General features: G+C 56.5%; 9 protein-coding genes. 5 read left to right on the top strand and 4 right to left on the bottom strand.

Features of this window, described 5'->3' with window-relative positions:
* Positions 1–504: 504 nt before the first annotated feature.
* The 3 genes from M0Q23_02785 to M0Q23_02775 form a co-directional block, all read right to left on the bottom strand.
* The gene (locus tag M0Q23_02785; GenBank protein MCK9527570.1) at positions 505–2,112 is read right to left on the bottom strand and encodes a DEAD/DEAH box helicase; all 1,608 of its coding nucleotides are present in this window, start codon (positions 2,110–2,112) and stop codon (positions 505–507) included.
* A gap of 154 nt (positions 2,113–2,266) precedes the next feature.
* Positions 2,267–3,208, bottom strand: coding sequence for an MBL fold metallo-hydrolase (locus tag M0Q23_02780; protein MCK9527569.1), 942 nt, complete (start codon positions 3,206–3,208; stop codon positions 2,267–2,269).
* Between the two features lie 103 nt (positions 3,209–3,311).
* On the bottom strand, positions 3,312–3,731 hold the full coding sequence (locus M0Q23_02775) for a PaaI family thioesterase (protein ID MCK9527568.1): 420 nt from the start codon (positions 3,729–3,731) through the stop codon (positions 3,312–3,314).
* A 428-nt stretch (positions 3,732–4,159) separates the two neighbouring features.
* Between M0Q23_02775 and msrB the strand changes: the two genes are divergently transcribed.
* From msrB to M0Q23_02750, 5 genes are all read left to right on the top strand, one after another.
* Positions 4,160–5,272, top strand: a complete 1,113-nt coding sequence (msrB, locus tag M0Q23_02770) for a peptide-methionine (R)-S-oxide reductase MsrB (protein MCK9527567.1) — start codon at positions 4,160–4,162, stop codon at positions 5,270–5,272.
* Positions 5,273–5,383: 111 nt separating this feature from the next.
* A complete protein-coding gene (locus M0Q23_02765; GenBank protein ID MCK9527566.1) occupies positions 5,384–5,878 on the top strand; it encodes a peptidylprolyl isomerase in 495 nt (164 codons plus the stop codon).
* Positions 5,879–5,915: 37 nt separating this feature from the next.
* Positions 5,916–7,598 carry an energy-dependent translational throttle protein EttA gene (gene ettA / locus M0Q23_02760; GenBank protein MCK9527565.1) on the top strand — a complete coding sequence of 561 codons (1,683 nt, stop codon included), beginning with the start codon at positions 5,916–5,918 and terminating at the stop codon, positions 7,596–7,598.
* A 424-nt stretch (positions 7,599–8,022) separates the two neighbouring features.
* Positions 8,023–10,245, top strand: coding sequence for a vitamin B12-dependent ribonucleotide reductase (locus M0Q23_02755; GenBank protein ID MCK9527564.1), 2,223 nt, complete (start codon positions 8,023–8,025; stop codon positions 10,243–10,245).
* A gap of 151 nt (positions 10,246–10,396) precedes the next feature.
* Entirely contained in the window at positions 10,397–12,352 is a 1,956-nt protein-coding gene (locus tag M0Q23_02750) for a bifunctional metallophosphatase/5'-nucleotidase (GenBank protein ID MCK9527563.1), read from the top strand.
* Positions 12,353–12,440: 88 nt separating this feature from the next.
* Here the strand turns inward: M0Q23_02750 and typA are convergent, their stop codons facing one another.
* A complete protein-coding gene (gene typA, locus M0Q23_02745) occupies positions 12,441–14,252 on the bottom strand; it encodes a translational GTPase TypA (GenBank protein MCK9527562.1) in 1,812 nt (603 codons plus the stop codon).
* Between the last annotated feature and the right edge of the window lie 248 nt (positions 14,253–14,500).

The raw sequence follows: 14,500 nt of genomic DNA, 5'->3' as shown, positions 1-14,500 counted from the left end.
TTAAAGCGCTCCTCGAAATGACAAGGGGTAAGCTTGAATACCAGCCATTTTTGTCATTTCGACCGAAGGGAGAAATCTTTCACTAACGGCCATCATCAGGATTTCTCGTCGCTTCGCTCCTCGAAATAACGGACCTTAAGGCGCTCCTCGAAATGACACAATAAAGGTCTCGTGCGCTCCGGCCTTCGTCACTGCGGAGCAGCTCACAGTACGCCTCAATTTTCAGGATGCGCGCGCCGTGCCCCGGGGAGCTTTTTACAAAGACGTCCTCCATCGGACGTTTTTTGATTTTTTACGGGACCATCACACCTGACGAGCTCGAAAAAAGTCGCAAAATAGCGAATTTTGAAAATCGATCCCACTATTTCCAATGAGTTGCAAAGCTGCCTTTGGGAAATCTGGACTTTTTACGGGACCATCACACCTGAGGGTTTTGTAAAAGACCGGATACCGCGTCAGGCGGCAGCCGGTCTTTTCCGTTCCTGTGCCGCCACAACTGTTTTTTCAGCTTCCACCCAGGAACCGCCTGATTCTTTTTATGAGAGAGGGTTTTTCCATCTTACCTCCCCCGGTGTCGTGGGTCGCGCCCGGGGCGTCCCGCAGGAGACGAGTACTCCCGGCGGCATCGGCGGATCCCCGGAATTCGGACATGAAGGTATCTCCGTACTTGCTCTGATAATAGGCCAGCCGTTCTTCCCGCGAAAGATCGCCGGTGAGCCGCCTCCTGCTCCGGCCTTCCCGTTCTTTTCGTGTCCGGGACGGCTTCTTCTCTCCCGGCGGTTTCAGAGCCTGGTCGCGGCGCGCGGTTTCATGCCCGGTTGTTTCTTTTTTGACCCGTTCCTGTCCGGCTTTTTCCAGCCTTCCGGAGGCTGATTTTTTTCTCCGCCGAGGTTGTCTATCCCTTGCTTCCCCGCGCGCCTTCAGTCTCGGTTCCCGCCCCTTGTCGGCAAGTCTGAAGCGCATACCGGCGCTGGCGTCGGAAACCATGAATTCGTCATCGGGCCAGACAACGGGAATTTTCATGCCGATATATGTTTCTATCGCATCCAGGCCATACACATATTTCTCGCAGGCGAAGGTTACGGCCCTGCCCGGACGGCCGGCGCGGGCTGTCCGGCCGATGCGGTGGACATAGTTCTCAAAGTCTTGAGGGATATCATAATTGATGACCATCTCCAGGTCATTCACGTGCAGGCCCCGGGCGGCCACATCGGTTGCCACAAGGTAGCGAACCTTCCCGGACTTGAGGTTTCCGATAATTGCAAGACGCTTGCTCTGGGGAAGGTCTCCTATCATGTAGGTACTGCGGTACCCGTTGTACTCAAGCCTTTTCGACAGCTCGTAGGCATCGTGTTTTGTGTTTGTGAAGATAAGAACGTTCTGGGGATTGTCCTTCCGCATGATCCCGAGGAGAAGCGGCATTTTTTCATTCAAGCCCACGTGATAGAGTTCCTGGCTCACTTCCTCCACGAGCATCCGATCCGGGGTCACCGCGATTTCCACCGGATCATTCATATGCTCCCAGGCAAGCTCCCGCGCCGCTGCGTCCAGAGTGGCACTGAAGAGCATGGTCATCCTCCGGTCGGGGGGAGGCATGCCCCGCAGCATCCTTCGCAGATCAGGCAAAAACCCCATGTCAAAGAGCCGATCCGCCTCGTCTATGACGAGAATACCCCGTTCCCCGAGTTTCAGTTTTCCCGATCGGCTGAAATCGAGAAGCCTTCCGGGCGTGCCGATAATGATGTCGGCGTCTATTCCAAGAATCTTTTCCTGGGCCGCATAGCCCACGCCGCCATAGATACTTCCCATGGTGACGTCCAGATGGCCCCCCAGAAGAGCCGCCTCCTTTTCTATCTGTACGGCCAATTCCCGGGTAGGGACGATGATAAGAGCTTTCTTGCGTACCTGTGTCCACTCCTCGCATATGAGCTGGTAAATAGTTATGAGAAAGGCGGCCGTCTTTCCCGTTCCCGTCCGGGACTGCACAGCCACGTCCCGGCCCTTGAGTGTCTCCGCAAGGGTGAGGGCCTGAACGGCGGTACATTCCTCGAATCCGGCATCTTCAATCCCTTTCAGGACTTTTTCATTGAGATTAAGCTCGGTAAACTTCACGCTTTCCTGGAATTCTTTCTTTTTTTATGAGGTACACTAAAGAATACTGCCGGGGAGGGTCATAAAAACTACGCTGCATTCTTTCTGTTGAGGGCCATGTATCACACATACTCCAAAATGCAAACTCTTTTCCGTACCCGGCGCCCGGCCGGCATCATGTCCCGGGTTCTCCCGGCACATGCGGGCCCTCCTGTCTTCCTTCGTCCATCATGGCCGCAACGTGCCGGAGCATCTGGCCGTAAACCCCCCTGAGGATACGGGACGGCAGAAAAAAGTCGGGACGGGACGCCCGTGCCTGGATGATAAGCTCATCCACCGCCGAATCGACGGAGCCCATGCGGCAGTACAGTTCTTCCATGAGTTTCCGGAAATCCCGCGCCACATCGATGGTTCTTCCAATAAACCGCCGGGCGTCCTCTCCCGTCATGTAGCCGCCGTGGTCGGCGCCGAGCAGGTCAACCTCGAGTGAGCTGAGCTTTTCCAGGCTTTGCTGAAAGAGGGTGTAGTTGGAGTTGCCCGACGCTATAATGCCGCCCCTGTGGGGAATTCCTCCCCCGTCGGACGGAAAGAGCGCCTTTTTCGCGGGAACATAGGCACTGACGGAACATGATGAGTGCCCCGGGGTTTCAATGATTCTAACGTCATTATCACCACAATCGATCACATCCCCTTCCGCGACGGTGACACCTCCCACATCAAAGCGCCAGGCGCAGTCATATATGTCAAGAACGTGGGCCCGGTCGCGGTATTCCGCCGTTGTGCGGCTGAACCGGTTTATGGTATCGATGGCTTCAGGATTGTTGATAATTCTCCAGGCCGGCGCCGAAGCATACACCGTCAGCCGGGGGAGGCGGCGCTTGAAGAATGGAACGAGACCGATGTGGTCGAAGTGAGCATGCAGAATCAGGAGTTTTTCTATCCGCTGCTCGTCGATTCCGAACCTCTCCATCTGATCCAGAACCTCGGGGAGAATCCAGTTCATGCCCCCACTGATAATCATGGAGCAGGAAGATCCCTCCAGGAGGTAGATTCCCGATTCCTGCCGGCCGAAATACCAGAGCCCGTCAACGATTTTCCCTGCCTTATCGGTTATCATGAGCCTCTTTTCCGCCTTTGGACCATCCCGTTGTCACTGTCGGGCAATTACCATCCGCCATCGAAACAAAGAGGGCAACGGCCGGTCGTTGCTTCGTCCGCCGTCACAGAAAAGAAAGGGGCTGATCCTTCCGGTACACCAGAGCGCTGCAGGTAGCGATGAGGTCACCTCCGCCGTTGTGGACGGTTATGGCGTAATGAGCCGTTTTCCTGGTCTTGCTCGATTCCCGCGCCTCCGCCTGCAGGGTATCGCCCTGTCGAGGTGCCGTGATGTAGGTGACATTCATATTGAGGGCCACGGCAGCCGTTCCGTGGGAATTGGAAGCCATTTCAAAAGCCTCGTCAATGAGGGAAAAAATGGCACCACCATGTGTCATTGCGAAAATGTTTTCCATTTCGGGAGTCAGTGTCATGGCAACCCGGGAGTATCCCCGGCTGACCTCGAGAACCCGAAGACCCATTTTTTTCGCGAAGGGCTCCTCCCGCGCCTTCGCCATGAGGGCACTGAAAACATCGTTTTCCACAGAATTTTCTCCGTTATCATGATCACGCGGCATGGAGACCCTTCCGGTCGGGCAGCGGGGAAGGGTACGTCCACTTTCTCATTTCATACAAAAACCATCGGAACTTGTCCAGCATGATTATCTTTTTCGAACCCGATACACCCGTACAAAGTCGAAAAACGTCCGATAGAGGACGGCTTTGTAAAAAGCTCCCCGGGACACGGCGCGCGCATCCCGGGGACTGAGGCCTACTGTGAGGAGGTATGCCGCGGCGGCGAAGGAGAAAGCGCAACCAGGCATCCGGTACCATAGTACGAAGCCGTCAAACCTGAATGCCCGGGGTAACCGTCAATGGCTGGAAGTACCGGGATGTTCCTTCCCTTGTGGAGGTTCGTGATTATATTACCGGCATGGAAAAAACATCGAAAACGAATCGAAGGAGACGAACGATGCTCTATGGGATACCGGGCACCGGCGCCCTGCTCGTCATGGCGGCCGTCATCGCCGTGCCTCCGCCCGCGGTGGGAGGTGACACCGGGGAAACGATCGCGGCCGCACCGCACCGCGCACCGTCAACGGCTGTCTTTGCCGGCGGGTGCTTCTGGTGTATGGAAGAACCCTTTGACAGGCTGGATGGCGTTCTCGAAGTTGTTCCCGGCTATACGGGCGGAACAACGGAGAACCCGTCTTACAGCGACGTAATCTCCGGGCGGACGGGCCACATGGAGGCAGTCCGGATAACGTACGATCCGCAACGAATAAGTTACGGTGAACTGCTCCGGGTTTTCTGGCGGCAGATAGACCCCACCGACGATGGAGGACAGTTTGCCGACAGAGGCTCTCAATACAGAACGGCGATCTTCTATCTCGATGACGAACAACGCAGGCTCGCCGAGCAGTCCAGGAAGGATCTCGAACAAAGCGGGCGCTTTTCAAAACCGCTGGTCACACAGATCAGACCCGCCGCTGCTTTCTACGGTGCCGAGGACTATCACCGGGGGTATTACCGCAGTTCACCATTTCATTACAAAATGTATCGTTCCGGTTCGGGACGGGAAGCCTTCCTCAAAGAAACATGGAAAGAAAGCGCGCCCGACGGGACTCTCACGCCGGGCGAGAGGAGGTATCACGTGCCTTCCGATGAAGAATTGAAGCAATCATTGACGCCTCTTCAGTACCGGGTAACCCGGCAGGGCGGAACGGAACAGCCTTTCAGGAACGAATACTGGGACAATCACCGGGAGGGCATCTATGTGGATGTCATATCCGGCGAGCCGCTGTTCAGCTCCCGGGACAAATACGATTCCGGAACGGGATGGCCCAGTTTTACCCGCCCACTCTCGAAGGACGCCGTGACGAAACGCGAGGATCGAAGCCTGGGCATGATGAGGACGGAGGTTCGAGGCCTGCGGTCCGACTCCCATCTCGGCCATGTGTTTCCCGACGGTCCCCCTCCTGCAGGTCTTCGATACTGCATCAACTCGGCCTCCCTGCGCTTCATCCCCAGGGAGGACCTCGCCGGGGAAGGATACGGTGAGTACCGGGTGTTGTTTGAAGAGTGAACGGTACCGCTCCATGTCGTCCGCCTGACCTCTATTTTCTTGACGTTGCGAAACCTCGATGCTACCAAGAGGGCTCGCGGACACTATGAAACCGCCGGGAGGAAACCTTTCATGAGAAACAGACAGTGGGATCGTCCGCCGGCCATGCGGATCGATCCTGAAAAAGAGTACCGGGTCATTATAGCAACGGACAGCGGAGAGGTGGAATTGGAGCTCTCCCCCCGCCACGCGCCGGTAACGGTGAACAATTTCGTTTTTCTCGCCCGTGAAGGATTTTATGACGGCGTCCTGTTCCACCGGGTTATCGGCAACTTCATGATCCAGACGGGCGACCCCACGGGTACCGGAAGAGGCGGACCGGGATACTGTTTCCAGGACGAGACAACCGGCAACCCACTGACCCACGAAACCGGCGTCATCTCAATGGCGAACGCCGGCCCGGGAACGAACGGAAGCCAGTTTTTCATCACTCACTCGCCCCAGCCTCACCTGAACGGCAGGCACACGGTCTTCGGAAAGGTAGTTCGGGGTCAGGACGTGGTCGACGCCATTCGTCAGGGAGACCGGATGATCTCGGTCACGGTAACCGAATCAGCACAGGCATGAGCGAGCATGGGCGGACAGCAGTACCGGGAGCCGGATCATGAGTGAAGGGCGGAACAAAATAATCTACACCATGATGCGGGTAAGCAAACACTACGGGAACAAGACGGTGCTTTCCGACATCTCTCTGTCATATTTTTACGGAGCGAAAATCGGCGTACTGGGGTTGAACGGTTCGGGCAAGAGCTCTCTCCTGAGGATTCTGGCGGGTGTCGATGATGAGTATGAGGGCAAAACTATCCTCACACCGGATTTTACCGTGGGATTCCTGGAGCAGGAGCCTTTTCTCGACCCTGAGAAAACAGTGAAGACCGTGGTTGAGGAAGGACTCGGAGACATCGTTGCCGTCGTCCGGGAATACAATGAAATCAGCGAAAAATTCGCCGAACCGATGTCGGACTGCGAGATGGACCGTCTCATGGAACGTCAGGGCGAACTCCAGGGAACCATAGACCGCCTTGATGCCTGGGACATCGACTCCCGTCTTGAAATGGCAATGGACGCCCTGCGCTGTCCCCCGGAAGACATGCCCACGGGTCTTCTTTCGGGCGGGGAAAAACGGCGTGTGGCCCTGTGCCGCCTCCTGCTGCAGAAGCCCGACATCCTGCTTCTCGACGAACCCACGAACCATCTGGACGCGGAAACGGTTGCCTGGCTCGAAAGGCACCTCCAGCACTACGAAGGAACCGTGATTGCCGTCACACACGACCGCTATTTCCTGGACAATGTGGCCGGCTGGATTTTGGAGCTTGACCGGGGCCGCGGCATCCCCTGGAAGGGAAATTATTCGTCCTGGCTTGAGCAGAAGTATAACCGCCTGAAGCAGGAGGAAAAAAGCGAATCGGAACGCCGGAAGACGCTGCAGCGGGAACTGGAATGGATACGAATGTCGCCCAAGGGCCGCCATGCCAAGTCAAAGGCGCGCATCAGTGCCTATGAGGATCTTCTCAACCAGGGGGCGCAGAAATCTCCCCAGGATCTCGAGATATATATCCCGCCGGGCCCGCGGCTGGGAGAAGTCGTGGTGGAAGCGGAGGGGGTGGCAAAAAGCTACGGTGACCGGCTTCTCTTCGACAATATGAATTTTTCGCTGCCCGCGGGAGGCATTGTGGGAATCATAGGTCCCAACGGAGCCGGGAAAACAACTCTTTTCAAGATGATAACGGGACAGGAGAATCCCGACGCCGGCGTCATCAGGGTGGGCGAAACGGTAAGCCTCGCCTGCGTCGACCAGGAGCGGGACGCCCTTGACCCGGACAAGACCATCTGGGAAATCATTTCCGGCGGTAATGACAGCATCCACCTGGGAAGCCGGGATATGAACTCCCGGGCATATGTGTCCCGTTTCAATTTCACCGGAACGGACCAGCAGAAAAAAGCCGGCATGATTTCCGGCGGCGAACGTAACCGGGTTCACCTGGCGACGATCATCAAGCAGGGTGCCAACGTGCTGCTTCTGGATGAACCGACCAACGACCTGGATGTCAACACCATGCGCGCCCTGGAAGAAGCGCTTGAGCATTTCGCGGGCTGCGCCGTCATCATAAGCCACGACCGGTGGTTTCTCGACCGGATCGCCACGCATATTCTCGCCTTCGAAGAGGACGGCACCGTCACCTGGTTCGAGGGCAACTATTCCGATTACGAAAAAGACCGCAAGCAGCGTCTGGGCAAAGACGCCGACCAGCCCCATCGCGTCAAGTACCGTCACCTGACGAGGTGACATCCAGGAACGGGACAATCCGAGACCTTTATCTTGAATTGTGTCATTTCGAGGAGCGTCTTAAGATCCGTCATTTCGAGAAGCGAAGCGACGAGAAATCCATGTCCCGGACACAGCGAGAGATCTTTCAGACTTCTCACATGCGTTCGAAGTGACAGGGAAACGTTCGAAGTGACGGGGAAACGCTCGAAGTGACCTTTAAAAATGTCATTTCGAGGAGCGAAGCGACGAGAAATCTTTCCTTGATATCGAAATGACACAATCGATAGGTTCTCTAAAGGTCTTAATCCGGCGGGAACAGCCGGGCGGCCCTGTCGTTTTTTGCATTGACAACCCCCATATATTGTGGTCAAATTTCAATTCTTACCACATATAGCGTATACATCCCAACCCTCATACCCTCTGATTAAGGAGATTTTGTGCCATGAATCAGGACAGTTCCCCCTCCCAACCACACCTTGCCGCGAACGCCGTCACTGTTCTCGAGCGGCGCTATCTGAAACGGGACGAGTCCGGCAGGATTCTGGAAACACCGGCCGACATGTTCCGGCGGGTTGCCCGGGCCGTGGCCGAGGCCGATCGTATGTTCGACGAGAACGCCGATACGGCGGTGCTTGCCGAAGCATTTTATCGTCTCATGGCGAACCTGGAATTTCTGCCCAATTCACCGACACTGATGAACGCGGGCCGCGAGCTGGGGCAATTGTCGGCCTGTTTCGTTCTGCCCGTGGGCGACTCCATGGAGGAAATCTTCGATGCCGTCAAGCACACGGCCCTGATTCACAAGTCCGGCGGCGGAACGGGATTTTCCTTCTCTCGCCTTCGACCCGCGAATGACGTGGTTCAAAGCACCACCGGCGTATCCAGCGGCCCTATTTCCTTCATGCGGGTTTTTGACATAGCCACGGAAACCATCAAGCAGGGGGGAACCAGGCGGGGCGCCAACATGGGCATACTTCGGGTGGATCACCCGGACATCATGGATTTCATCATGTGCAAGTCCGACAAGAAACAACTCAACAACTTCAATATTTCCGTGGGAATCACGGAAGATTTCATGGAAGCGGTCAAGAACGATACAAATTACGATCTCTTCAACCCCCGGAACGGCGAGGCCGTCGGAACGCTGAACGCCCGGAAGGTTTTCGCCCGCATCGTAAGCCAGGCATGGAACAACGGTGAGCCGGGCATCATCTTCCTCGAGCGTCTGAACAGGGATAACCCTACCCCCCACATCGGCACCATCGAATCAACGAATCCCTGCGGCGAACAACCCCTCCTTCCCTACGAGTCCTGTAACCTCGGTTCGATACATCTGGGCAAAATGGTCGAGGCTGGGCGTATATCATGGGATCGCCTTAAAAAAGTGATACATCAGGCCGTCCATTTTCTCGATAATGTAGTTGAAATAAACCGCTATCCCCTCGATGAAATTGCCCGTATGACCATGGGCAACCGCAAGATCGGCCTGGGTGTCATGGGCTGGGCGGACCTGCTGATTCTCCTCGGCATTCCCTACGACTCCGAAGAAGCTGTTGAAACGGCCGGCAGAGTTATGTCATTCATCAATGCCGAAGGCCACGCCGCATCGCGGTTGCTGGCACAAAAGCGGGGAGCGTTCCCTCATTTCAAGGGATCTCTTTTCGAAAAACGGGGAGAACCGTCGATTCGCAACGCCACGGTGACCACCATCGCACCCACGGGGACCATTTCCATCATAGCGAACGCGTCATCGGGCGTGGAACCCCTTTTCGCCGTCTCCTACGTCCGGAAAGTCATGGACAACGACATCCTGGTGGAAGTTCATCCCCTGTTTGAACAGATCGCCCGGGAACGAGGATTCTATTCCCCGGAACTGATGAAACAGATCGCACAGCAGGGATCCATCCGCGCCATCGAGGAAATTCCCGCCGACATCAGGAAGATTTTCGCTACGGCCCACGACATCTCACCGGAAATACACATCAGGATGCAGGCGGCCTTTCAAAAACACACAGACAATGCCGTAAGCAAAACAGTCAATTTCCCCAACGGAGCAACCATAGAAGATGTCGCGACCGTCTACGAGCTCGCCTGGGAGCTTGGATGCAAGGGGGTCACCATCTATCGGGACGGGTCCCGGGACGGCCAGGTCCTCTCCACGGGAGCGGCGTCGGACGACGCCGGAACGCGGGGTGAGGAGCCTCCGAGGACAAAACGCGAGCGTCCACGGGTTCTCAAGGGATGGACCTACCAGATGCAGACGGGATGCGGGCCCAGTTACATCACCATCAACGAAGACAAAAACGGCCTTTTCGAACTTTTTACCACCATGGGAAAGGCGGGGGGCTGCGCGGCCTCCCAGAATGAAGCTATCGGGCGCATGGTATCTCTGGCATGGCGGAGCGGAATACAGGCCCGGCAGGTCATCAAGCAGCTCCAGGGAATTTCGTGTCATTCGCCTTCGGGATTCGGTGAAAACAAGGTCCTGTCCTGCGCGGACGCCGTGGCCAAGGCAATCCAGGCCCACATGGCCGCCAACGGGTACGGTTCCGTTCGCGAAAAGCCCGCTTTCCTCAGAGGCGCCTGCCCCGATTGCGGTGGTATCGTGGAACATGAGGGAGGCTGCGCCGTGTGCCGGCTCTGCGGCTACAGCGAGTGTGCCTGACAGAGTTCATGCCTGGATTGGGATTATACCGCCACCACACGGATCGAGCCGCAGTCTGTGGCTGACATGGTCTGTGACATGCTCCGGAGAGGGTGCGCCAAACTGAGGCATACCTCACAGTACGCCGCATTCCTCTGAAAGGGCCGTCGAAATGAAGAGAAGCCATGGCCTTTTGCGCATCTTTCTGGCCGCGTTCCTCGTCGTGGCGGCGGCGGCGACTCCATCCCGTGCCCTCGGTGAAAAACGCAACCTCGTCATTCTTTTTACCCATGACCTTCATTCCCATTTTCTGCCTCAGCGCCATGAGCAACCCGACGGATCCTTCGTACCGGCCGGAGGCCACGCCCGGCTGGCGACCCTTATCAGGGACCATCGAGAACGTCATGGGGAGGCCGTACTCCTCCTGGACGCCGGGGATTACAGCATGGGAACGCTCTTTCACACGGCTTTCATGACTGAAGCCTTTGAACTAACCCTCATGGCAGAGATGGGATACGACGCCGTTACCATCGGAAATCACGAGTACGACTTTAAACCCGACGGACTGGCCCGATCCCTCGCCGCCGCCCGAAAACATCGTGCCGACCCACCCGCCCTGGTTGCGTCAAACGTTGTCTTTACTCCCGATGATCCCCGTGACAGTGCCTTGAAAGAGGAATTCCAGGCCTATCCCGTCAAAGAATACCTTGTCATCGAAAAGGCGGGCATTCGAACAGGAATCTTCGGCATACTGGGCAAAAACGCCCAGGTGGACGCGCCTTTTGCCCCGCCGGTGACCTTCTCCGATCCTGTTGAACAGAGCAGGAAGATGGTGGAAATTCTCAGAAACCGTGAAGGGGTGGACTTGGTGATCTGCCTGTCGCACACGGGAACGGGGCCTGTAAAAAAATACTCCGAGGATGAACGCCTGGCCGAGGCGGTTCCCGGAATCGACGTAATCGTCAGCGGCCACACCCATACCCTCCTGATGGAGCCGATCGTTACCGGCACCACCTGTATCGTGTCTGCGGGGCAGTACGGGGCCTGGCTCGGCGTTCTCGAAATGGACGTGCCTCGGGACGCAAAACCGCGGGTTCTCTCATACCGGGTTGAACCCGTGAAGGGGGACATTCCTGAAGACGGGGAGATTGCCGGAAGGATCCGGGAATTCAAGAAGCATATCGACAACAGGTTCCTCGAACCCCTGGGTCTTCACTTCGACCAGCCTGTCGCCATGAGCGGTTTTTCCACGGAAACACTTTCCTATATGTCTGAATTCCCCGGAGAAACCGGCCTGGGGAATTTGATCACCGATGCCTACCGCTTCGCTGTAAAAGAAGCCGGGGGTGCGAAATATGAAGAGGCGCACGTCGCTATTCAGCCCCTGGGCCATATTCGGGATTCCCTGCGGGAGGGTCCCGTCACCGTCGCCGATATTTTCAGAATTCTTGCCCTGGGAATCGGCCCGGACGGCAACCCCGGCTATCCCCTCATCACGGGTTACCTGACGGGGAGGGAACTGAAAAAACTTATGGAGGTGGAGACCACCGTGTCGTCCATGAAACGGGACGCGCACTTGAGCGTGTCGGGCCTTCAATGCGCCTATAACCCCCACCGGCTGCCCTTTGACCGGGTCACCTCCATCATGATCCGGGATGAAGGAGGTTCCTGGCTTCCGGTGGATAAAAACCGCCTCTACCGCGTAACGGCGAACCTCTATACAGCCCACATGGTGGACTACATCAGCCATGTCTCAAAAGGACTGCTTTCGTTAGAGTTGAAAGGACGGGACGGGAAACCCCTGCGGCGGATGAGCGACGGCATTGTCACCATGGCCGGCCCTGACGGGAAAGCACAGGAACTCAAGGAATGGCTCGCTCTGATCTCCTACATGAAAAGCTTTCCCGACAGTACCGGCGACGGCATTCCCGACATTCCGGTCCGTTATGCCTCCACGGAAAGCCGCATTACAGTGGATCCCTCGCTGCACCCCCTCGACCTGGTGCGGGGAGGGACCATGATAACCTGGGCCGTCAGCGCCCTGGCCCTTCTGATCCTGACGGCGCCTGTCGTCCTGCTGAAACTCCTCCGGCGAAGACGGCGATCCCGGAAGCTTCGATTCTATTGATACGCATGCCCGCCCCTATCCGAAGAAAATCCTGCGATTACATGCAGTTAAGGACAAACAAGTGTCGGGCTAACCAACCGGTCTGTCTTTACGGGCCATGGTTCGCCTGCCGCCTGTTCTTGTGCAGCTCCATCTTGCGGAGGCGTATGTTTCCGGGGGTGACTTCGATGAGTTCATCCTCGGCGATAAACTCGATAGACTGGTCAAGGGAGAGACGCCGGGGCGGACGAAAGGTAACCGTGGCTTCCGCGGTTGAACTTCGTATATTGGTGAGTTGTTTTTCCTTTGTTATATTGACTGATAGATCGCCCGTGCGATTGCGTTCCCCGATAATCATGCCTCCGTACACCTCGGTTCCCGTTCCCGTAAAAAGCTCTCCCCGGTCCACCATGGCAAGGCTCGCGTAGGCGGTCACACGTCCGGCCCGGTCGGCGACGATAGCCCCGTTGACACGCTGCGAGATGGAACCGCACCAGGGCTGATAACCCTCAAAACGGGCATTCATGATTCCCGCCCCCTTTGTGTCGGTAAGAAAATGGCTCCGAAAGCCGATCAATCCCCGGGCGGGCACGATAAACTCAACCCTGACCCTGCCGCTTCCCCTGTTGACGAGATTCGTCATCCGTCCCTTGCGCAGGGAAAGCTTTTCCGTAACAATACCGATACATTCTTCGGGGATATCGAGATAAACCCGCTCCATGGGCTCCATGACCGTTTCACCTTCCATGCGCGTAATGACCCGGGGCTTTGAAACCATGAACTCGTAACCTTCGCGGCGCATGGTCTCGATCAGGACGGCCATCTGCAGTTCACCCCGGCCGGACACCTCGAAACGATCCTTCTGTTCAAGCAAGGTGATCGCAAGAGCCATATTCCGAAGTGTTTCTTTTTCCAGCCGATCACGGAGATGGCGTGACGTGAGGAATTTTCCTTCTCTTCCGGCCGTCGGGCTGGTGTTGACATAGAAAATCATGGACACCGTCGGTTCATCCACCTGAATACGAGGAAGCGGCCGGGGGTCATTGACACAGGCGATGGTATCTCCTATGGCCACGTCATCCACACCGGCCACGGCGACAATATCGCCGGCCTCAGCCCGTTCAGCGGAGATTTTTCGAAGGCCGTCAAAGGTGTACAGGGCTGACAATGTGATACGTCGCGTTGTTTCGCCCACGCCACAGAGACTGTAGTCCCGGTGAATCTCAAGAACGCCTCCGGCCAGCCGTCCAAGGGCGAGTTGTCCCACGTAGGAGTCATAATCGAGGGCGGTAACAAGAAACTGTGTGGCGGCACCGTCATCGGCCTCGGGGCCGGGAATAAAACGGACAATGGCATCGAAGAGCGGCTTGAGGTTTTCCGAACCGTCTCCCGGCGCCGTCTTGGCGACACCGGACTTCGCGTTCGTGTATATGATGGGGAATTCCACCTGTTCTTCCGTGGCGTCAAGGTCGATAAACAGATCATAGACCTCGTTGACCACCTCATCGATCCGGGCATCGGACCGGTCGATCTTGTTGATGACCACGATGACGGGAAGCTTTCTCGCCAAGGCCTTTTTCAGGACAAACCGTGTCTGGGGAAGGGGTCCCTCACTGGCATCCACCAGCAGCAGGGCGCCGTCGACGAGACTCATGCTCCTTTCCACTTCGCCTCCGAAGTCGGCATGTCCCGGCGTATCGACGATATTGATCTTCCTGTCGCCGTATCGGACGGCCGTGTTCTTCGCCATGATTGTGATTCCCCGTTCCCGCTCCAAGTCCAGGGAATCCATGACACGCTCCGTCACCTGCCGGTGATCACTGAAAATGCCGCTCTGCCTGAGCATGCCGTCCACGAGAGTCGTTTTCCCATGATCCACATGGGCGATAATGGCGATGTTACGAATACTGTCCTTGGTCACTCCTTTTATTGCCTCCTTCTTGTCACTTGAATCAAAACAAGGCCCTTCAGCAGAAAATATGCCGGAATATCAATGTGTTTTATGACTTCTCGACGTTGAAGACAACCGTCTTCCGAGGAACATCGCAACGTCCGTTTTGTCAGGAGCGTTGAACGTTCCGCCATTTCGGGGAGCCCGGCGACGAGAAATCTTTCGCTACCGCTGGTACCTGACAGGATTTCTCCCTGCGGTCGAAATGACGGAAATGA

The organism is Syntrophales bacterium, assembly GCA_023228425.1.
GTDB lineage: Bacteria > Desulfobacterota > Syntrophia > Syntrophales > UBA2210 > MLS-D.
This window is presented reverse-complemented; position numbering and strand designations above follow the sequence as displayed.

What these genes read in the sequence shown, in the direction of transcription:
- M0Q23_02780 (MCK9527569.1), bottom strand. Translation starts at nt 3,208, where the DNA reads ATGATAACCGATAAGGCAGGGAAAATCGTTGACGGGCTCTGGTATTTC.
- msrB (MCK9527567.1), top strand. Translation starts at nt 4,160, where the DNA reads ATGCTCTATGGGATACCGGGCACCGGCGCCCTGCTCGTCATGGCGGCC.
- M0Q23_02765 (MCK9527566.1), top strand. Translation starts at nt 5,384, where the DNA reads ATGAGAAACAGACAGTGGGATCGTCCGCCGGCCATGCGGATCGATCCT.
- ettA (MCK9527565.1), top strand. Translation starts at nt 5,916, where the DNA reads ATGAGTGAAGGGCGGAACAAAATAATCTACACCATGATGCGGGTAAGC.
- M0Q23_02755 (MCK9527564.1), top strand. Translation starts at nt 8,023, where the DNA reads ATGAATCAGGACAGTTCCCCCTCCCAACCACACCTTGCCGCGAACGCC.
- M0Q23_02750 (MCK9527563.1), top strand. Translation starts at nt 10,397, where the DNA reads ATGAAGAGAAGCCATGGCCTTTTGCGCATCTTTCTGGCCGCGTTCCTC.